Source organism: Nocardia sp. NBC_01503 (genome assembly GCF_036327755.1).
Lineage (GTDB): Bacteria > Actinomycetota > Actinomycetes > Mycobacteriales > Mycobacteriaceae > Nocardia.
The window spans coordinates 6,353,416-6,373,383 of the sequence record NZ_CP109596.1 but is presented as its reverse complement, the minus strand read 5'-3'; the positions used below and the strand labels follow the sequence as shown (position 1 = coordinate 6,373,383).

Below are 19,968 nucleotides of genomic sequence, written 5' to 3'. Positions count from 1 at the left end.
CGGTGTAGTCGATTCCCTGTTCGGTATCGCCCGCGGCGTTGAGGTCGCGCAGGACCGTGGGTTCGCCCTGGCCGCCCGGTTCGAGGACCCGAGCAAGAACTCCCTCGGCCCGCCTCAGCGCGAGGGTGACCTCGCGAACTGACCTCGTGGGTTCGCGGCCGATCAGCTCACGATGTGGATCGGTCGCGAACCGGTGGTGGCAATGACCGTCGAGCCCTGTGAGAGATTGACAGTGACCATGCCGCCGGAGTCGTTCGGCAGGGCACGGCCGGGTGCTATGAGGTTGCCGGACCAGGCATGCGATATGCCGTCGCAGTCGATCTGGACGGGTCCGTCGAGTTTGACGGCTATCGGGCCGCCGATGCCGCCGGAGAACATCTGCTCCAGTGATCCGTCGACCACTTGGATTCCGGCGGTTCCGCCGCCCGAACAGTCGGCCGTGCCGCCGATGGCCAGGGTGGTCACCCGGTAGGTCAATGCGGAATCGACGCTGATGGTTGCGGGTGACTGTGCGGCCGCGGGGACGGCGATGATGCCGCCGCAGCCGAGCGTTGCCGCCAGTACGAACAGGGGTGGAGTGCTGGAGCGACCGAACATGATGCGCCTCCTGTCGGTGGCCGATCGCATGTGATCACCACATCATGCCCCCGTCCGCGCCACCGATACCCACATGTTGCCGAAATGCCGCCCTGGCCTCGGTCGGCGTATACCGCCCATCGCTTTCGCCCCCGGAACCGCGGTGCAGCTCCTGATCAAGTCCCTTCGCCTTCGGACCGGCCGCTGAAGGTCGGCCCATCAGTGTCTTCACCACCGAGGACGAACTCACCGAATACGACGACGACAATCCGATGACCCTGGCGGAGCTGCGGGCCAGCGTCGGCCGGGTACTCGGCGTGGATATGCCCCTCGAATCGCCGACTCGACTGTCGCGCTTCACCTTTCAAGCACGCCAGGCCGAAAGCTACCGTGTGGGACGGATTCTGCTGGCGGGCGATGCGGCGCATCTGTTCCCCGCGACCGGCGTGGCATTGAACGCGGGCATGCTCGATACGGTCAACCTGGCGTGGAAATTGGCTGCCTCCGTACAGGGTTGGGCACCCGAGGCCCTGCTGGGCACCTACCATTCCGAACGACACTACGCGGGGGTGCGTACGCTGCTGCACACCCAGGCTCAGGTGGCATTGCGGCGTGCGCAGGATCCGGCCGCCGATGCCCTGCGCGCGGTATTCCAGGAGTTGCTCTCCGATGAGCAGGCACTCGAGCGGATGGGAGCCTTCATCGCGGGCAGCGATATTCGCTATCCGATGCCCGGTGACCACGAACTGATCGGCGGTTTCGCGCCTGACCTGACCCTGCACACCGACGACGCACACCGACGACGGCACCAGCGATGTCGCCGAGTTGATGCGGGCAGCCCGGCCCGTATTCCTCGTTCTGGCCGATCGTCCGGAGCTGCGCGAAGTCGCTCGGGAATGGGCCCACCGCATCGAAATCCGAAGCGGCAAAACAGATAACCGCCCGGCTGACGCCTTCCTGATCCGCCCCGACGCCTGCGTCGCCTGGGCCGCTGGCCTCGGCGAACCGGCCGACACCGCCGCTCGCTCCCTGCGGGAGGCACTCACCACCTGGTTCGGCGCACCGCGGTAGGCGGATTCGAGCACCCCGCACCGACTCTCGACCGCTCGCGTCGACAGGACCGGCGGGCTCCTCTACGGTGCCGGTATGACGACGAAGAAGCAGGCGGGAGAGGCGGTACTCGCCGCGAAGGCGCGACTCGGGCTGACCTGGGTACAGCTCGCCGAACTGCTCGACGCACCGGAGGCGTGGACCGTTGCCGCCTTGCTCGGACAGCACCCGCTCAGCGTCACACAGGCCGAAAAGGCCGCGGGAATACTGGAACTCGGCGCCCAGGAGATCGCCGCGTTCACCGCGCGGCCGACGCGCGGCGCGCTGGACGCGGCGGTGCCGACCGATCCCACCATCTATCGCTTCTACGAGGTGTTACAGGTATACGGCCCCGCGATCAAGGAGTTGATCCACGAGAAGTTCGGTGACGGCATCATGAGCGCCATCAACTTCAAGATCGACGTGGATCGCCGCGATGATCCCGGGGGCGAAAGGATCGTCGTCACACTCGACGGCAAATATCTGAAGTATCAGTGGGGCTGAGGTCGCCGCCGGACAGGAAACGCTCCAGTTGATCGCCGAAACCCGGTGCGGCCGCCACGAAATGGCCCGCACCGGGTGCGATGACCCGCTCCGCGTGCAAGGCCGCCGCGAGTTCGTCACAGATCCGCTCGATCCCGGGCTGATGCGCACCGGAGGCGACCATGGCGGGAATCCCCTTCGCGCGCAACACTTCCAGATCAACCCTGATCTCCCCCGGCAGCCGCGCGTACTGCGCCCGCCGCACCGCGGCCGTCACCGCCTCCGGCAGCGGTCCCGCCCCGACGCCGGGAGCTCCCGAGAGCGTGAGAAACTCCCGCAGCGCCTCAGGTTCGGAGTCGAGCCCCTCCAGCAAAACCATGTCCCCCAACTCCTTCAGCCGCACCACATCCGCATCCCGCTCGGCCAGGAAGTACAGCGGCGGCTCGATCAGCGTCAACGACCGCACACTCCCCGGATCCGCGACCGCGGCCAGCAAAGTCCCGAGCACCCCGTAGGAGTGCGCGACCACATGCGGTCGAAGCCCCCGGAACACCTCCCCGAGATCCTGCGCATCGACCAGGAAGTCATGCCGCCCCCGCACCGGCGGACTCGGCGCGAACCCCCGCCGATACACCGGCACCAACGTCCACCGCTCAGCCAGCGCCTCCAGCCCCGCCCAGGTGGCCCCCGGCCCGGCCCCACCGTGCACCAGCACTATCTCCGGACCATTCCCGACCCGCCGCACCGCGAGATCATCCATAACCCCAGTCTCTGCCTCCCGGTGCGATCCGGTCCAGCATGACCGCGTCCGGAGTGAGAAATTCCATTCCCCTCAAGGCGTCTGTGGCACCGCGTCTTTCGGCATCATGACCGGATAGCGCACCAGCCGGAAGCTGTCGAACGTCAGCTCGCGGACGTGAGTGAAATCCGACCACAACAGTCGGCCGCCCTTCAGCAGGAGCATCGGGCGCACCCGCCGCCGGACCTGTTCGAGTTCCGCGGCGGTCGCGAGTCGTCGGGGACCGGCTGTGCCGTACAGCCGCACGCCGGGAGGAGTGGCGAAGCGACCGGTCAGCAGTGACCGGAACCAGAACAACGATCCGCTGTCGACCGCCGACAGGCAGACCCGTGGATTCGCGTCGAGATTGCTTGCCAGGGCGCTCGTGTACTGGTCGAAGTAGAACCCGGTGCGGTCGTCCCGGAGGAAGACCGTCCCGATCGGGGTCACATTCGGCATCCCGTCCCTGTCGACCGAGGCGATCGCGAAGTGGCCCGTCGATCTCTTCGCCCGCGACACGATCTCGCGAACCTGATCCCATTCACGGTCAACGGTCATCGTGACTCGCCCCCGGCAATTCGGCTCCCCTGCTTCATAATTCGGAGGCTAACAGCATCGGACGGGAGGACATCGATTGATCATCGAGATTCCGGAGGGGTGCGCTCGGCGGAAGGTTGCCGGGGGGAGGCTGGGTGGAGTGGATTGCGGGGTTGCCGGGAGTGGTCGATGAGGTGATAGGACGGTGGGGTGAGCGCAGGAGGGGGCGGCGGCAGGGCGATCCGGAGTGACTCATCGGAATCACCGACCGACTCGCCGAAGCGCTCACCTGAAATCGCCCGAATTCCGTTCTGACTGGCGCGGCGATTCACCCTCGTGGACACTGTGACAGCCGGTACCGGATGCCCGAAACTTTCCGGCGGACGCGACCGTCCCATGGAGATGCGCCGAAACTTACGGATCTCCTTTCACTCCAGTGGTTTTCCAGCGGTAGCGTAGAAACTGTGCCGGTCGACGGTGTCCGGCGGTACGGGATGTGGGTGTACAAGTGTGGGATTTCGAGGTTTCTCCCCGGCAGTCGATCGGCGAGTCGGTGCTGGTCGATCTACAGGCGAAGGCCGAGGCCGATGGCGTGGCATTGCGGATCGGCGTCGTATTGGAGAACAACGGCGCGGTACTGCTGTTGGAGCGCCAGGAGTATGTGGCCGGTAGTCGGCCGTTGAACCTACCGGGCACCACGGTGCGCCCGGGTGAGGAGCTGGCCGCCGCGGTGGCGCGCGCGGTGCTCGAGGAGACCGGGCTGACGGTGGTCGACATCCGCACGCATCTGGGCGGCTTCGATTACCTGTCGAATGCCGGAAAACCGGTCCGCCGTGAGCATTTCGCGGTCGAGGTGGCGGGTGTCGGGCCGATCCGGCTGAGCAATTACGGTGACTACCGCTGGATCCCGCTCGACGGCGACCTACCGGTGACGCCGTCGATTCGCCGCATCCTCACCACCTACCGGGAACAGCGCTGATTCCCTCGAGTCAGACCGGATCCGATGGCGGCGCGGCGGCCGCCACGATCTCCTGCAGTGCGGCGATATGCCCCAGGAAGGCGTGCCTGCCGGTGTCCGTCAGCCGCGCCCGCACCTTGCGGCGGCTGCCGTCGAGGCGACGCTCGGTGCTGATGTATCCCGCATCCTCCAGCGTCGCCAACTGCTTGGACAGGGCCGAGTCCGACAGCGCCAGCCGGTCTTTCAGAAACGCGAACTCCGCCCAGTCGGCCGCCGCCAGCGTCGCCACCAGCGACAGCCTGGTACTGGGATGGATCAGTTCGTCGAAGCGTGCCGCCGTCATGCCCGCACCCACCGCCGCAGCACCCGCAACAGCTCCGGTCCCCCGAACCCGATGATCGCCGCGACCAGCACCGCCGACCAGATACCCGGGTGCGCGGCCCCGTCGGCATTCAGGGCGAACGCCGAACCTACAGTGACACAGACCAATCCGATCAACATGCCGATCACCACGATGGGCGTCCGCCGCCCCGCCGTATCCGCCGAGACCTGTAGCCCGTCCGTGCGCCGCCGCCCATCGAGCAACCGCGAAGCCACGGCCGAATGCCCGGCCCCGAACGCCAGGGTCGCGGCGATCACCAGCCAGTCCGGCCCCAGATCACCGATCACCCCCAGCACCAACCATCCGGCCGCCATCCCCCACCAGTACCCCCGAGGCAACCCGACCTCATCGGCCACCCGGCGCCGAGCCCGCTCGGCCGCATCCAGTGCGGCCCGAGCCTGATCCGCGGCAACGTCATCCATGACAACCCCCTCACTTTCCTAACGGGAAAGTCAAGCGTCCCACTTTCCCGCCAGGAAAGTCAAGGGCGGTCGCCGATTACGGAACCCGAGCTCAGCCCGCTATCGGCCAATTGAGTTCGGTGCGCAGGTCGTCGGGGTTCATCTCGGGCGAGGGCTGGGTGAGGTAGACCTCCCAGCGTTGGTCGGCCGGAGTGAGACCCTGGGCTTCGATCCACTTCTGAAGTTCGTTCCAGGAGGAGGTGAGACCGTCGAATCCGCCGAGGTGGATGACGCGCGCGACCTGTCCGCCCGGGAGAGAGCTCGCGATGACCTCGCCGGTGGGTTCGACCGGACCACCGGTGGCGAAGCCGACCTCGACGTCGAGCGGATCACCACCCGCTCCGCGGTAGAGGCCGAAGGCCGGGCCCTTGACATCGAGTCGCTGGGTGGCGATCGCGCCACCGAGCGCACCGAACGAGGCATCGAAGAAGTCGCGCAGGCCCGCGAGTGGGACCACGGCGTGGACCGCGGCCGTCACGACCGGGTCGAGGGTGACGAGTTCGGGTACAGCGGTCATCTGATTTCCTCCGAAGGTGAGTCGTCTGGCTGTGACTGTCGACGGTGCACGGGCGGAAGACTCATCGGTCAGTTGATATCGAGTTCGGCGAGCAGGTCACGGATACGGGATTCGATCTGGTCGCGAATGGTGCGGACAGCGGCGAGATCCTGACCGGCCGGATCGTCGAGTCTCCAATCACGATAGGAGACGCCTGGAAAGAACGGGCACGCGTCCCCACAGCCCATGGTGATCACAATGGTCGAGGTCTCGACCGTCTCGGGTGTGAGGATCTTCGGAGTCTGGTCGGTGATATCGATACCGACCTCGCGCATGGCCTCGACGGCCACCGGATTGACGGTATCGGCGGGCGCGGTTCCGGCGGAACGGACTTCGACCCGATCCCCCGCGAGGCGACTGAGAAAACCCTGCGCCATTTGCGAGCGCCCGGCATTGTGGACGCAGACGAACAACACACTCGGCGTGGTGGATGCCATTGCAGCAGTAAGCCTTTCAGGAGGCGGCGGGCCGATGTGGAACGACCACGTCATCGGCGGCGACGGGGGGTGCGGGATAGAACAGCGCGACCGCGCCGAGCCCGAGCAGTGCGCCGATCAATTGCGCGGCGATGAATCCGGGCGCGGAGGCGGGTGCGATACCGGCGAAGGTGTCGGTGAAGATCCGTCCGATGGTGACGGCCGGATTCGCGAACGAGGTGGAGCTGGTGAACCAGTAGGCCGCACCGATCCAGGCCGCGACGGCCACCGGTGCGAGCGCGGATCGGCCCGTACGAACCAGGGCGAAGATGAGCACGATAAGCCCTGCGGTGGCGACGATCTCACCGATCAGATGCCCGCTGTCGACGCGATCATGGGTCGAGATCTGCCCGGCGGACTGGTTGAACATGACGTTCGCCAGCACCGCGCCGGTAATAGCCCCGGCCGTCTGCGCGGCCACATACGCCGCGAGTTCCCCACCGGTCAGGCCCGTGCGCGTCTTCCGGCCGACCAGCCAGTCGGCCAGGGACACAGCCGGATTGAAGTGCGCACCGGAGACCGGCCCGAATATCAGAATCAGCACGGCGAGCCCGAAGACCGTGGCGGTCGAATTCTCCAGCAATCGCAGGCCGACATCATTGGGCGAAAGCTGTTGCGCGGCAATACCGGAGCCCACGACGACGGCGACCAAGGCCGCGGTACCGACGCCTTCGGCCGCCAATCGGCGCGCCAGCGGCGGCGCGATGATGTCGCTCACGCGGGCGTGACGGTCAGGCCGGTGGGCACCAGCACATCGGAGAGTCGCTGCAGCGCAGCGGGAATCACCCGGTAGTACACCCAGGTACCGCGCCGCTCGGAGGTGAGCAGGCCCGCCTCGCGCAGCACCTTCAGATGATGCGAGATGGTGGGCTGGGACAGCTCGAAGGCCGGAGTCAGCTCACACACACAGACTTCCTCCCCGCCGGCCGCGGCGATCAGGGACAGCAGCCGCAGGCGCACCGGATCCCCGAGCGCCTTGAACGCTCCCGCCAGCGTGACCGCACTCTCCGCATCGAGAGGTTCGGACAGCGTGGTGGAGCAGCAATTCGCCAGGGCGATCACCGGAAGTTCTTGTTTCGACACGTTTCTATATTGACAGATGTCGATGCAGCACGCCAGACTTGATTCGACAGTCGTCAATATAGCCCGGTCAGCGGAGCAGAAGGCTCCGGTTTCGGGTGCTTCGAAAGGGTGATCCCCATGTCAGATCTCGACAACGAACTGCGCGAAACCGTGCGATCCCGCTATGCCGCGGCGGCAACGGCGGTCGCCGCGGGCGGCACCGCCGAAGATTGTTGCGGGGGCAGCGACTGCTGCGCGACCGGAGCCATGGAGCTCGACGAGAATTTCGGTGCGAGCCTGTACGCCGCCGCCGACCGCGACCAACTCCCGATCCAGGCGGTCGCCGCATCGCTCGGCTGCGGCAATCCGACCGCGGTCGCCGACCTGCGAGCAGGTGAACGAGTGCTCGATCTCGGATCGGGCGGCGGTATCGACGTCCTGCTGTCCGCACGCCGCGTCGGGGCGACCGGTAAGGCATTCGGCGTCGATATGACCGATGAGATGCTGGCCCTGGCCGATGCCAACGCCGCCAAGGCCGGCATCACCAATGTCGAGTTCCTCAAGGGCACCATCGAAGCGATCCCCCTGCCCGACAGCAGCATCGACGTGGTGATCTCCAATTGCGTGATCAACCTGTCGACCGATAAGCCCACCGTCTTCGCCGAAATGGCGCGAGTTCTCGTGCCGGGCGGGCGAATCGGCATCACCGATGTGGTCGCCGATGATGCCCTCTCCCCCGCCGAGCGTGCCGAACGCGGCGACTATGTCGGCTGTATCGCGGGCGCGCTCTCCTTCACCGAATACCGAAACCACCTGGCGGCAGCCGGATTCGGCGATATCGAGATCACCTCCACGCACGCCGTCGCGGACGGCATGCACTCGGCGATCGTCAAGGCCGTCAAACCGTCCGAGCCGAGTTGCTGTGCGGGCGACTGCTGTTCGGGCCAGTAGGCTCCGGTAATCGCCTTCATCACCACCATCATGTAGCGCTCACCGAACCTGTGCACCCGGAGCTTTCAGTCCGCCTTTCATGGCGAGGCCCTTGCCGCCGGGTGCCTTGGCCGGCCCCTTCATACCCAGGCCCTTACCCGCGGGTGCGGCCTTGGGCTCGGCCGCGGCGGCGGTCTCGACCACAGGAGCCTCGGCCTCGACCGGCTCGGGCTCGGAAACCGGTTCGGGCTCTTCGACCTTCGGGACCTGAACAACCTTCAGGTTCTCGCTCAACACACTCGACTCGACCCGAGTGATCGAGTCCAACATCAACTGCGCCACATCGACGACCTCGGTGCCCTGACCGACCTCGCCACCATCCTTACGCGCGGTCACACCATCGGTCAGCATCACCCGGCAGAACGGGCACCCCGTCGCGATCAACGACGGCTCATTACCCCCCGCGAGGGTATCGAGGGCCTCATCGACACGGTCGACGTTGATGCGCTTGCCGAGCTGCTCCTCCATCCACATCCGCGCGCCACCGGCACCACAACACATCGACCGCTCACCATGACGCGGCATCTCGACCAGATTCGACCCCGACGCCGCCATCAACTCACGCGGAGCGTCGTAGATCTTGTTGTGCCGACCCAGATAACACGGATCGTGATAGGTGACATTCTTCGCCACCGGCGAGACCGGGATCAGGTTCTTGCCACGCACCAGGCGGTTCAACAACTGAGTGTGGTGCACCACCTCATAGGAGCCACCGACCTGCGGATACTCATTGTTCAACGCGTTGAAGCAATGCGCACAGGTCACCACGATCTTCTTCTTGGCCTGCTCGACACCCTCGAACACCGAATTCAACAGTTCGATGTTCTGCATCGCCAACTGCTGGAACAGGAACTCGTTACCCGCACGCCGCGCCGAGTCACCGGTGCAGGTCTCCTCCTGACCCAGCACCATGAACTTCACCCCCGCGGTCGCCAGCAACTCGGCCACGGCCTTGGTGGTCTTCTTCGCCCGATCCTCATACGCGCCCGCACAACCCACCCAGAACAGGTACTCGTACCCGTCGAAGGAATCCGCGTCCCGACCGAACACCGGAATCTCGAAGTCCACCTCGGAGATCCAGTTCAGGCGATCCTTGGCGTTCTGCCCCCACGGATTGCCCTTGTTCTCCAAATTCTTGAACAACCCCGCCAACTCGGACGGGAACTCCGACTCGATCAACACCTGATAGCGGCGCATATCGATAATGTGATCCACATGCTCGATATCGACCGGGCACTGCTCCACACACGCACCACACGTGGTGCACGACCACAACACCTCGGGATCGATAATGCCACCGACATCCTCGCCACCCACCAGCGGACACTCCGCCTCGGCCCACGCGGCCTCGGACACCTTGCCCGAATCGCCACCGGCGAGCAGATAGGGAGCCTTGGCGTACGTGTGATCCCGCAGCGACATGATCAAAAGCTTGGGAGACAAGGGTTTTCCGGTGTTCCACGCCGGACATTGGCTCTGGCAGCGACCGCATTCGGTGCAGGTGGTGAAGTCCAGTAACGCCTTCCAGGTGAAGTCCTCGATCTTGCCCGCACCCAGCACATCGACATCCGGATCGGCGGTCTCCATCTCCAGCACCTTGCCGCCGGACATCATGGGCTTGGCCGCTCCCAGCGCGACGCCACCATCGCCCTCGCGCTTGGAGTAGATATTGAAGAACGCCGAAATCCGGTGCCACGCAACACCCCAGGTGAGTTTGCGGCCGATGAGGTACAGGAAAGCCGCACCGGCGAGCATCTTCACGAACGCGAAGACCGAGATCAGTACCGGGCTCGCCGGAAGCACTCGCGCCACCTGCGTGGTCAGCGGATCGCTGAACGCGTGCGCGCCACCGTACGTCGCGATCTTGCCCGACTTGACCAGCGCATCACCGAAACCGTGTGTGGCCACGATCAATTCGACGAGATACGCGGCAAGGAAGTTGGACCCGCCGAACCGGGAGAGCCGCTCGGGCCGTCGCGGATGATTCAACTGGCGGATGAGGATCAGCGTCACGATTCCGATGACCGTGCCGACACTGAGCACCTCCTCCAGCAGGTGATAGCCGAAGGTGTCACCGATGTTCGGCCAGTGGAACTCGGGATCGAAAGTCTGCCCGTAGGACTCGAAATAGAAGACCATCCCGAGCAGGAACCCGACCATCACCAGCCAGTGCGCCCAACCGACGGTCCGGAACTTGTTCATCCGGGTATGCGCGCCGACCTCGACCAGTACGGTCTTCACCCGCGGCAGTACCGGCCGCAGCCGCGACCGATCCGGTTGCCCCGCACGGAAAACTCGAATCATCCGCATCAGCCCCGCGAAGAGCGATCCCCAGCTGAGCAGGGTGATGATCCCGCCGATGATTCCCAGTGCGATCGTCGCAGTACTCAAGGTGCTGACCCCCCGGTCCGAGAATTCACCGGGCAGTAGCCGAGTCTTGTTACTGCCCAGTAACTTACGTATCTTCTGTCAAGTTATCATCGATTCCGCGAAGACGAAAGCACCGATTCGTTCGACTCCGCCGCGAAAGCCTGTGCCCCAGGCCACATCTCAGGCGCGCGTGGTCCGGCCGTGCGTGTCCGCGGCGGCATCGAGCGAATTACTCAGAGCCATCAGCTTTTCCACGGCCTCACCGTGCTGTTCGATGAAGTCCTGACGAGCCCGGCCCCGCCGGAAGTGGATGAACGCGCGCCCGGTTTCGAGCTGCCAGGTGTACCAGAACAGGTACGGCACCGTGAGCGCGAAATTGACTATGCCCCAGACGATCCAGACGTCATTGTTGAACCAGCCGTCCGAGGGCATCACCTTCGGGAAGAAGTTGTAGATGGCGATCACCACCATCAGCACGGGCAGCGTGTAGATGCGGGCCATGATGTACAGCTCCGGACGGCCCTTGACCAGCGGGTAGATCTCCGCGACAGCCAAAATGCAGACACTGGCCGCGAAATGCTCCTCCTGCGGCGGGTATCCGCCGAAGGTGAAGCACAGATTCCAGGTGGTGTAGAGGAAGTTCCACGCCATGGTCGTATAGGCGACGAGTTCGGCATTGCGACCGGGCAGCACCTCCCAGAAGCGCGGGCAGTACGGAATGGTCAGGCAGAGTCCCAGGCCGACCGCCGCGTTCCAGTAGTTGCCGATCTCGGCGTCGCGCAGGGTGGCCTCGGCGATATTCAGGAACAGGATGGCGTACGGAAACCACAGAAAGCGCGGATTCCGCAACAACTCCCAGATCCGCCCCTCCCGCTGCTCGGCGACCGCGATCCGCATCGCGCCGACAATGATCAGCGGAATCAGCACCGACAGGATCTTCGCCCACGAGAACCAGTTGATCAGCCCGATATCGCGGCCCGGCCCCCAAATCCACAGCGGGAAAGTGAGCAGCGCCAGCCCCCACACCCACATCGCCGGGCGCGGATGCTTGCGCATGAAGTCGACGATCACCCACAGCACAGCGCAGAACACCACCATCGACACCAGGGTCACCCAGGTGAATGGCGCGGGATTCCCCGAAACCGCCTCCGACGCCGCACTGATCACGTGAACCGCCTTCCACCGTCATCTATCGGGAATTGCGCGGGCTGGCCGTATCGGCATCATCATTACCCGTTCCAGCGGGAATCGGACGCGGCACGCCGAGACGAGCGCCCGTCCGGTTACGCGGCTCCCAGGACGAGATGAACGAAGGTGCCCGAGAGGCCGTAGGTACTGACGCCCGCGTACGCCGTTTCCGGGTAGGGCCAGTCGGTGCCGCTGCGCACCGGCGCGATACCCAGGCCCGACCAGTCCACCGCCGAGGTGGGCTGATCACAGTGCAGGGTCGCGGGAATGTGGCGATGCTTCAGTGCGAGAGCGGTTTTGATGACTCCGGCCAGACCGCCCGCCGCCTCCGGATGGCCGATATTGGATTTGATCGATCCGACCAGGCAGGGTTGCGCGGCCGGACGATTCCGGCCGATGGCCGCGCCGATCGCCTGCAACTCGAGGTGATCACCCGCCGGGGCCGCATTGCCGTGCGCTTCGAGATAGCCGAGCTGTTCGGGCGCGAGACCCGCTGTGGCGCAAGCACGTTCGATGACCTGCAGATAGCCCTCGAGGGAGGGTGCGATGACCGCCTTGGCGGTGCGGCCCTTGCTCGCCTGTGCGCTGCCGCGAATGACCGCGTGGATATGGTCACCGTCGCGGCGGGCGTGCGTGAGCGGCTTGAGGACCAGCACCGCGGTACCGTCACTGCGCACGAACCCGTCGGCCTCCTCACTGGCGAAACGGCAACGGCCGGACGGCGAGAGCATTCCGGCGGCCGCGTACCCGACGGTGTGGTCGGTACCGCGCACCAGGCTGACACCGCCCGCGAGCGCGATATCGCACTCCCCGGTCCGCAACGACTGGCAGGCCAGATGTACCGCGAGCGTCCCGGACGAGCAGGCCGCGTCCACGGTCGCGCACGGGCCACGCAGATCCCAGGCGTAGCCGATACGGCCCGACGCCATACTGCGCGCGGCGGCGCCCGCGATGGCGTACATGTCGACGGCGCGATCCCGGGAGCGATTGTCCCAGTGTTCGGCGGTGCTCTGCCCCATGAAGACTCCGATGGGCTGGCCCGCCACCCGGTTCTCATCCAGTCCGGCATCGCGCAGCGCATCGCGGGTTGTCAACAGCAATGCCCGATGCTGTGGGTCGAGTTCGGCGCTCTCACGGTCGGTGATATGGAACTCCGAGGGATCGAAATCGGCTGTGCTGTCCGGAAATTCACCCGCTGCCAGCGCGTCGACGCCATCGCACAGCAGTTGCCACAGCTGCCGGTGATCCATCGCTCCGGGGAACCTGCACCCCATACCCACGATCGCGATCGGCTCGTTCGCACTCATCCGTACCGTCCGTTCCCTCGATGCTGCGCGCCTGGTGACCCCCCTCCAAGATCACCCGTACGATAGCCGCGATCTATCGCCCACCGAGCGCATCTGATGCCGGTCGGCGCGGCCGAACTCGTGGTCCCCTCCAATTCGTCAACAGGAAGGCACAACCGAATGTGCGGTATCGCAGGCTGGGTTGATCCGTGCGGCAGGCTCCGCGACGGCGAACACGTCGCGGCCGCCATGGCCGCGACACTCGCCGGTCGCGGACCCGATGGGCACGGCGTCTGGGCGAATTCGCATGCCGCGCTGGCACACCGCCGCCTCGCGGTGCTCGATCCCGACCACGGACACCAGCCCATGCTGGTCGCGGACGACTCCAATCGCACCATTGCCGCACTCGCCTACACCGGCGAGGTGTTCAACCACGCCGAGCTCCGGAGCGCGCTCGAACTGCTGGGGCATAAATTCGCCACCCGCACCGATACCGAAGTGGTGCTGCACGCCTGTCTGGAGTGGGGACTGGACGCGGTGCACCGACTGCACGGCATGTTCGCCTTCGCCTACTGGGATGTCGCCACGCGGCGCCTACTCCTGGTCCGCGACCGACTCGGCATCAAACCGCTGTGCTACCGGATCGACGGTCCCCGAGTGTATTTCGGCTCCGAACCCAAGGCACTGCGCGGTGTCGGACCCACGGAAATCGATCCGGACGGGCTGCGCGACCTCCTCGCCTGTGTTCGCACTCCCGGCCGCACACTGCTGCGCGGGGTCAGCGAGGTCCGTCCCGGCACGGTGCTCATCGTCGATCCGCGCGGCGTTCGCGAACATCGGTATTGGAGATTGGAACCCGCTCCGCACCAGGACGATCGGGCCACTACGGTCGATACCGTCCGCGGCCTGCTCACCGATATCACCACGACTCAGTTGCACGCCGACGTCCGCCTCGGCTCGCTGCTCTCGGGCGGGCTCGATTCCAGTGCGCTGACCGCCCTGGCCCAGAACGCCCTGAGATCAACCGACACGAAACTGTCCACGTTCGCCGTCGACTTCGCCGGAAACACCGGCGATTTCGCGCCCGACGCACTGCGGACCACACCCGACGCACCGTACGTCCGCGATATGGCCGCCCACTGTGGACTCGACCATCGCGATATCGTGCTCGACTCCACCGCCCTCACCGATCCGGCAGTACGTCACGCGGTGGTCGCCGCCCGCGATCTACCCGCCGCCGGCGATATGGACTCCTCGCTGTATCTGTTGTTCCGGGCGGTACGCGAACACGCCACCGTGGTGCTGTCCGGGGAGAGCGCCGACGAGGTCTTCGGCGGCTACTCCTGGTTCCATGACCCGCAGGCGATTTCGCGCGCCGACTACCCGTGGCGCTACTTCGCGGGCCGCAGTGGAGCCTGTCGAGCGCTGCTCCGCGACGATATCGCCGCCGCACTCGACCCGACCGCGCACCGCGCCGATCACTACCGTCAATCGCTGACCGAAATCCCTACGCTGCCAGGTGAATCCGAGATCCAGCGCCGTATGCGCGAGATATTCTGGCTGCACTACACGCACTGGCTGCCCGATCTCCTGGATCGCAAGGACCGGCTGTCGATGGCCGTGGGCCTGGAGGTGCGCGTCCCGTTCTGCGATCACAAGCTCATCGAATACGCCTTCAATATCCCTTGGCGGCTACAGACTTTCGACGGTCGCGAGAAATCACTCCTGCGCGCCGCCGTGGCCGATCTCCTCCCCTCCAGCGTCACCGCACGGGTGAAGGCCCCCTACCCCATCACCCACGACCCGGCCTACGGTCGCGCCCTGCGCGAGCAGGCCGCGGACCTCCTGGCGGCCCCCGCTGCACCCGTCTGGGACTACCTGGACCGCAACCGGTTACGCGATCGTCTGCGACGCCCCCTCACCGACCGAGCCACCCGCTCCGGCCTCGACTTCACCCTCAACTTCGATATCTGGCTCCGCCAGCTCGCGAAGTGAGCGCCACCCCGCGTGCCGTCTTATGTGGCACGCGGGGTCGAGAGATCAGTACGCCTGCGGGTGCGTCCCGCTCACCGCTCCTCGGGATCTCCGGCGTCCCAGGCGTGTGCGAGCATGTGGCAATGGCCGGTGGAACTGATCTTTGGCCGGTCGTCGACCTGGCCGAACTGCTCGAAGTGCTCGAACTCGATGAGGTCGGTCCGGGACGATTCCGGGCTCGGAATGTGGCCTCGACGCTGCCGACGACGCTGGGCAGTCAGACGTTGGCGCAGGCGGTGGTCGCCGCCGAACGGACGGTGCCGCATATGGCGGTGCAATCGCTGCACGGTGTCTTCCCGCGCGGCGGGTACGCCGATCGCGAGGTCGACGTGGAGGTCGAAATCGTGCAGTCGGGGCGGGCATTGGCGACGGTGCAGGTGTCGTTCAGCCAGGACGGGCGCGAGCACGCCCGGGTGCTGGCCATGCTCAGCGTCGACGAACCCGACTTCCTCGCGCACGGCGCCACCCTTCCGGCCGACGTGCCCGGGCCGGAGGAGTGCGCGGAACTGCCGTGCGCGCTGCTGCCGTGGGAAGTTCGCACACTCGGCGGGGCCTATGCGGTGGCGCTCGACCTCGCGGGGCCACCGTCACTGGATGTGTGGATGCGCTGCGACAAGGCCCCCGATCAGCCCGGAATCGCCCGGGCACTGCTGGCCCACGGCAGCGAGGGATTCCTCGGCCCGGTCGCCCTGCGCCCGTATCCGCAGGCCGAGCTGACCCGCCGGGGCGGTTTCGCGACCGCGGCCATGCTCGCGCAGACCATCACATTCCATCGACCGTTCACCCTGCACGATTGGCTGCTACTACGCTGCGAAAGCCCCTTCGCGGGCAGCGGACGGATGTACGAACGAATCCAGATATTCACGCGCACAGGTGAATTGGTGGCATCGGTGGACGCCCAGGGTCTGCTGCGCGGCGGAAGCACGGGGTAGGTTCCCATTCGCCGCGGCCGGGCGACGGCTACCCGAGTGGTGTCAGGGTGACCAGGGGAATTGTTCTGGTCGTCATCGCCTGATAGTCGGCGTAGCCGGGGTGAGCCGCGATGACATCGGGCCAGAGCGCGTCCCGCTCCCCCGCTGGCAGCACGCGAGCGGTCATGGGCCGATCCGGACCGTGCCCGAGGGCGACCCGGACCGCGGAGTTCGCGCGGATATTGTGCAGCCACGCCGGATCGATGGGATCACCGCCGCGGGAGGCGACGACCACGATCGTGTCGTCCTCGATGATCGGTGCGGTGAGAATGACGGTATGCGACCGACCGGATTTGCGGCCGATCGTGGTCAGCCTGATCGTCGGCATCCCTTTGAAGGTGGTGCCGAGCATCCCGCCGCTGAATTTGAGCACGGCACGGTGAATGGTGTTGGCGGTCTTGAGTCTACGGTCGGTCGGCATAGCGACGCTCCTGCTGCTGGCTGATAGGTGATCCGCCACCCAGCTTCCGGAGGCCACTAGTAATCGACTTGTGAACCGATGCGGTGCTGTACGGCACTGACCCATTCGCGGCATCCACAGCGGCGAGCGAGGCGTTCGGCGGCCGCGTAGTGCTCGGCCGCCAGGTCGGGTTCGCCGAGCAATACCGCGAGGTCACCGAGCACGGTGTCGACCGGTCCCGCGACGTGCGCGCCGGTGTCCGCGCCCGCGATCTGACCCGAATAGACGCGCAGCTGCCGGTACACCCGCGCCGCCTCGGCTCGTTGCTCGAGACCCACGACGGCCATACCGCGCACGGTCAGGAACAGCGAGCGGAAGAAGTCGTCGCGCAGCGGCCGCCGAGCCTGCGCCACGCTCAGCGCACCGCGCCGATCACCGGTCGCAAGCAGTGCCAGCGCGAACGGATCGACGACCAGATCATTGCCCGAAGCCTCGAGTTGCGCGAACGTCTCGGCGAGCAGCGGTGCGAATTCGCCGACCCGGCCCTGCGTGAGCCGGATGGCGACCAGGGCGATCAGCAGGTTGCCGTCCGCATCGAAGACCTTGTGGCGCTCGAAGAATTCATGGGCCCGCAGGTAACTCTGTTCCGCGACTTCGAGATCGCCCGTCAGGTGCGCCACCATCGCATGGCCCATGAGGTTCGCGGCGCGAGCCTGCGCCCACTGGTAGCGGTCGGCCAGCAGTGTCGCCGCGGCGAGTTCGGAATTCGCGCGGTCCACATCGCCATGGGCCGTCGCGACCTGGAGCGCGAGGTTATGCCCGATCAGCGCGAGGGCGGGAAGCGCGTTGTCCTCGCCGAGGGTGATCAACTCGGTCGCGATCCGATCACGCTCGGCGAGTGGAATCACTGTGTCGTACACCGAGATTCGCGCCTGCAAAGCCAGTCCGAGCAATCCGGGATCATTCAGACCACGCGCCAGGGATTCGGCCGCCTCGGCCGCCTCGCGTGCTCGTTCCGGTAGCTCGCCGCCGATCTCACGGACCAGTGCGACCAGGAGTCCGCAACGCGCCCGCGGTGTGAGCCCGCCGGTGTGCAGCGCGGTCTCGATCGAGGCGACCACCTGCTGATCGACGGACCCGTAGACGCGGTTCAGCCAGGGCGTCGGTGTGTCCCACGAGGTGAGCGCCTCGACGAGCGACTCGGGTGTATCGGCCGCGGATACCGCCCGGTCGCGCGCCTCGCGAGCCTGCTGACCGGCACCGGCGGCCAGATAGCTGCTGCTCATCCGCGAAAGCGCGGTGACTCGCTCGGCCGCGGTATCCACGCCGCTGATCCGTGCGAGCGCGGCGGCGACGCGACCGTAGCCTTCGGCCGCGGCATCGTGGGCGAATCGGCGTTCGGCCTGTTCGGCTGCCGCGCGGGCGGCGTCCGCGGCCCGCCGTGCCGTCGATGCGGTGAGCGACTCCCCGAAATGGTGCGCCAGCGCCGAGAGATCCTCGGGCCGGATCCGCTCGATCGACTCGGCGATGCGCAGATGCCAGCGGCGGCGTCGGATACGGGACAGATCACCGAGCAGGGTGTCCCGGATGAGCGCGTGTGTGAACCGCGCATGCTCGGAATCCGGTTCCTCGAGCAGTCCGGCCAGCACCCCGGCCTCCACGGCATCGAGGACCTCACCTTCGCCGATCTCGGCCGCGCCGATCAGCACCTCGATATCGAATTCGCGCCCGATCACCGCGGCCAGGCGCAGGACCGATACGCCGACCTCGGGTAGTCGTGCGAAGCGCCGCCGCAGCACATCTCGCACACCCTGCGGTACCTCCGAGGTCGCCACCAGCGCGCCCTCGCTGGCCAGTAGACGAGCGCTTTCGGTGAGGTAGAAGGGATTTCCGCCGGTGCGTTCGGTCAGCGCCTCCAGCGTCGCCCGATCGGGATCGGGTCCGGCGACCGCGCGGATGAGCACCGCCGCCTCATCGAACTCCAGGCCGCGCAGACGTATTCGCGTCGCGGTCGCGGTGGCGAGCGAAGCGAGCGCGTCCTCCAGCGGCATCCCGATCTCGTCGGGGCGATAGGCGATCACGATCAGAATCGAGGCCGATTTCGCCACGCTGCCGAGCAGGGTGAGAGTCTCCAGGTCCGCACGGTGCAGATCGTCCAGGAATACCGCGAGCGGTTGCCGCCGCGCCGTCTCGTCCAGGTACGCACCGACGGCGCGATGCAGCAGGAATCGCCCGACCGAGGCATCGGCGTCGAATCCGGGATGCCGGTCGGCGAGTAACGGCTCGAGCGGCGCGGCGTGGTGGCCGGGGTCGACCGTGGCGGCGAGTTCGCGCAAAGCCTCCACCCACGCCCACGCCGGTGGCGCACCGTCCTCCTCGGGACAGCGGCCGGTGATCACGCGCCAGCCGCCGGTCACCAGCTCGGCCCGAAACCTTTGCAGCAGGACGGATTTGCCGCTGCCGGCCTCCCCGAGCACGGCAGCGACACGAGGCGCTCCACCCGCTCCTGCCGCGCGCCGTAGTTCATCCAGTTCCCTTGTGCGGCCGACGAATTCGGAATTCGGCCCGGAAGGCTCGACGGTCGGTGACGGCAATGGAACCGGTGCGGGCAGCCCGACCGGGATGCGTTGCGCCAGCACATCGGCCTCGAGCTGGACCAGGGCGGGGCCGGGGTCTATACCCAGTTGATCCGCGAGTACATCGCGAGCGGCACGCAGCGCGGCGAGCGCGTCCGCCTGCCGTCCCGCATGGAACCGCGCCAGCGCCGAAACCCGCCACGCCTCCTCACGCAGCGGATACGCACTGGTCAGAGCATCGGCTTCCACGGCGGCAGCGGTCGGGTCGCCGAGTTCCACCAGCGTCGCGGCCAGGCGCTCACGCGCGGCCAGGCGCAGCTCCTCGAGTCGGCTCGCCTCGGATCGTGCCCACGATTCGTCACTGAATTCGGCGAACGCCGAGCCGTGCCATCGACCGAGCGCCTGCTCTAAGCTGCGCCTTCGTTCCACGGGATCCGTTGGCGCGCTGCGCAGTTCGGCTTCGAACTGCCAGGCGTCCACCGCCTCGGGAGCGAGCCGCAACGCGTATCCCGGCGCCTGACTCACCAGCACGGTGGCGGGTGAGCGGGGCAGCCGGTCCGGCTCGAGGACCTTGCGCAGATGCGAGATGTACGCCTGCAACGTGCCGAGTGCGCGCGTGGGCGGCTCACCACGCCAGAGATCGTCGATCAGCCGGTCGACCGGCACCACCGCACCGCGCGCGACGAGCAGAATGGTGAGCACGCCGCGCTGGCGGCGACCGCCGAGATCCACGCTGCCCCGCCCGGTCTGTGCGGTCAGCGAACCGAGCACCTGAATCCGCACCATGGCGGCCGA

The 19,968-nt window shown here is 66.6% G+C and carries 20 protein-coding genes and 1 pseudogene; 7 read left to right on the top strand and 14 right to left on the bottom strand.

Going from position 1 to position 19,968, the window contains the following annotated elements:
• Window positions 1-162: 162 nt before the first annotated feature.
• Entirely contained in the window at window positions 163-597 is a 435-nt protein-coding gene (locus OHB26_RS29080) for a hypothetical protein (RefSeq protein WP_330180444.1), read from the bottom strand.
• Between the two features lie 197 nt (window positions 598-794).
• On the opposite strand from OHB26_RS29080, the gene OHB26_RS29075 reads away from it, so the two are divergent.
• The 3 genes from OHB26_RS29075 to cynS all read left to right on the top strand — a co-directional run bounded on the left by OHB26_RS29075 (window position 795) and on the right by cynS (window position 2,169).
• On the top strand, window positions 795-1,514 hold the full coding sequence (locus OHB26_RS29075) for an FAD-dependent monooxygenase (protein WP_330185811.1): 720 nt from the start codon (window positions 795-797) through the stop codon (window positions 1,512-1,514).
• Window positions 1,405-1,647 carry an aromatic-ring hydroxylase C-terminal domain-containing protein gene (locus OHB26_RS29070; protein WP_330185810.1) on the top strand — a complete coding sequence of 81 codons (243 nt, stop codon included), beginning with the start codon at window positions 1,405-1,407 and terminating at the stop codon, window positions 1,645-1,647. The genes OHB26_RS29075 and OHB26_RS29070 overlap by 110 nt, the downstream gene beginning before the upstream one ends.
• Window positions 1,648-1,722: 75 nt before the next feature.
• On the top strand, window positions 1,723-2,169 hold the full coding sequence (gene cynS, locus OHB26_RS29065) for a cyanase (RefSeq protein WP_330180443.1): 447 nt from the start codon (window positions 1,723-1,725) through the stop codon (window positions 2,167-2,169).
• On the opposite strand, the gene OHB26_RS29060 is transcribed toward cynS, so the two are convergent.
• Both OHB26_RS29060 and OHB26_RS29055 read right to left on the bottom strand, forming a co-directional pair.
• The gene (locus OHB26_RS29060; protein ID WP_330180442.1) at window positions 2,129-2,908 is read right to left on the bottom strand and encodes an alpha/beta fold hydrolase; all 780 of its coding nucleotides are present in this window, start codon (window positions 2,906-2,908) and stop codon (window positions 2,129-2,131) included. The two genes, cynS and OHB26_RS29060, sit on opposite strands and share 41 nt — an antisense overlap.
• Window positions 2,909-2,980: 72 nt before the next feature.
• Window positions 2,981-3,484 carry a pyridoxamine 5'-phosphate oxidase family protein gene (locus OHB26_RS29055; protein ID WP_330180441.1) on the bottom strand — a complete coding sequence of 168 codons (504 nt, stop codon included), beginning with the start codon at window positions 3,482-3,484 and terminating at the stop codon, window positions 2,981-2,983.
• A gap of 475 nt (window positions 3,485-3,959) precedes the next feature.
• On the opposite strand from OHB26_RS29055, the gene OHB26_RS29050 reads away from it, so the two are divergent.
• Window positions 3,960-4,442, top strand: coding sequence for an NUDIX domain-containing protein (locus OHB26_RS29050; protein ID WP_330180440.1), 483 nt, complete (start codon window positions 3,960-3,962; stop codon window positions 4,440-4,442).
• 10 nt (window positions 4,443-4,452) lie between these two features.
• Here the strand turns inward: OHB26_RS29050 and OHB26_RS29045 are convergent, their stop codons facing one another.
• The 6 genes from OHB26_RS29045 to OHB26_RS29020 all read right to left on the bottom strand — a co-directional run bounded on the left by OHB26_RS29045 (window position 4,453) and on the right by OHB26_RS29020 (window position 7,379).
• Window positions 4,453-4,764, bottom strand: a complete 312-nt coding sequence (locus OHB26_RS29045) for a transcriptional regulator (protein WP_330180439.1) — start codon at window positions 4,762-4,764, stop codon at window positions 4,453-4,455.
• On the bottom strand, window positions 4,761-5,225 hold the full coding sequence (locus tag OHB26_RS29040) for a hypothetical protein (RefSeq protein ID WP_330180438.1): 465 nt from the start codon (window positions 5,223-5,225) through the stop codon (window positions 4,761-4,763). The genes OHB26_RS29045 and OHB26_RS29040 overlap by 4 nt, the downstream gene beginning before the upstream one ends.
• A 91-nt stretch (window positions 5,226-5,316) precedes the next feature.
• Window positions 5,317-5,781, bottom strand: coding sequence for a GyrI-like domain-containing protein (locus tag OHB26_RS29035; protein WP_330180437.1), 465 nt, complete (start codon window positions 5,779-5,781; stop codon window positions 5,317-5,319).
• Between the two features lie 68 nt (window positions 5,782-5,849).
• Window positions 5,850-6,257, bottom strand: a complete 408-nt coding sequence (locus tag OHB26_RS29030) for an arsenate reductase ArsC (RefSeq protein ID WP_330180436.1) — start codon at window positions 6,255-6,257, stop codon at window positions 5,850-5,852.
• Between the two features lie 16 nt (window positions 6,258-6,273).
• On the bottom strand, window positions 6,274-7,005 hold the full coding sequence (locus tag OHB26_RS29025; protein WP_330185809.1) for an MIP/aquaporin family protein: 732 nt from the start codon (window positions 7,003-7,005) through the stop codon (window positions 6,274-6,276).
• A 5-nt stretch (window positions 7,006-7,010) separates the two neighbouring features.
• Complete coding sequence (locus tag OHB26_RS29020; RefSeq protein WP_330180435.1) at window positions 7,011-7,379, bottom strand: ArsR/SmtB family transcription factor; 369 nt, start codon at window positions 7,377-7,379, stop codon at window positions 7,011-7,013.
• Between the two features lie 117 nt (window positions 7,380-7,496).
• Here OHB26_RS29020 and arsM point away from each other — a divergent pair, with 117 nt between their 5' ends.
• Entirely contained in the window at window positions 7,497-8,309 is an 813-nt protein-coding gene (arsM, locus tag OHB26_RS29015) for an arsenite methyltransferase (RefSeq protein WP_330180434.1), read from the top strand.
• A 48-nt stretch (window positions 8,310-8,357) separates the two neighbouring features.
• On the opposite strand, the pseudogene OHB26_RS29010 reads toward arsM, so the two are convergent.
• From OHB26_RS29010 to OHB26_RS29000, 3 genes and pseudogenes are all read right to left on the bottom strand, one after another.
• A pseudogene (locus tag OHB26_RS29010) lies at window positions 8,358-10,739 on the bottom strand ((Fe-S)-binding protein); the annotation flags it as partial.
• A gap of 159 nt (window positions 10,740-10,898) precedes the next feature.
• A complete protein-coding gene (locus OHB26_RS29005) occupies window positions 10,899-11,885 on the bottom strand; it encodes a hypothetical protein (protein ID WP_330180433.1) in 987 nt (328 codons plus the stop codon).
• Window positions 11,886-12,001: 116 nt separating this feature from the next.
• Window positions 12,002-13,213, bottom strand: a complete 1,212-nt coding sequence (locus tag OHB26_RS29000) for a beta-ketoacyl [acyl carrier protein] synthase domain-containing protein (RefSeq protein WP_330180432.1) — start codon at window positions 13,211-13,213, stop codon at window positions 12,002-12,004.
• 159 nt (window positions 13,214-13,372) lie between these two features.
• Here OHB26_RS29000 and asnB point away from each other — a divergent pair, with 159 nt between their 5' ends.
• Together asnB and OHB26_RS28990 are read left to right on the top strand one after the other, a co-directional pair.
• Entirely contained in the window at window positions 13,373-15,187 is a 1,815-nt protein-coding gene (gene asnB / locus OHB26_RS28995; RefSeq protein ID WP_330180431.1) for an asparagine synthase (glutamine-hydrolyzing), read from the top strand.
• Between the two features lie 122 nt (window positions 15,188-15,309).
• Window positions 15,310-16,158: an acyl-CoA thioesterase gene (locus OHB26_RS28990; RefSeq protein WP_330180430.1), complete on the top strand. Its 849-nt coding sequence runs from the start codon at window positions 15,310-15,312 to the stop codon at window positions 16,156-16,158.
• 28 nt (window positions 16,159-16,186) lie between these two features.
• On the opposite strand, the gene OHB26_RS28985 is transcribed toward OHB26_RS28990, so the two are convergent.
• Complete coding sequence (locus OHB26_RS28985) at window positions 16,187-16,618, bottom strand: nitroreductase/quinone reductase family protein (protein ID WP_330180429.1); 432 nt, start codon at window positions 16,616-16,618, stop codon at window positions 16,187-16,189.
• 56 nt (window positions 16,619-16,674) lie between these two features.
• Window positions 16,675-19,959: a BTAD domain-containing putative transcriptional regulator gene (locus tag OHB26_RS28980; protein WP_330180428.1), complete on the bottom strand. Its 3,285-nt coding sequence runs from the start codon at window positions 19,957-19,959 to the stop codon at window positions 16,675-16,677.
• Window positions 19,960-19,968 lie beyond the last annotated feature (9 nt).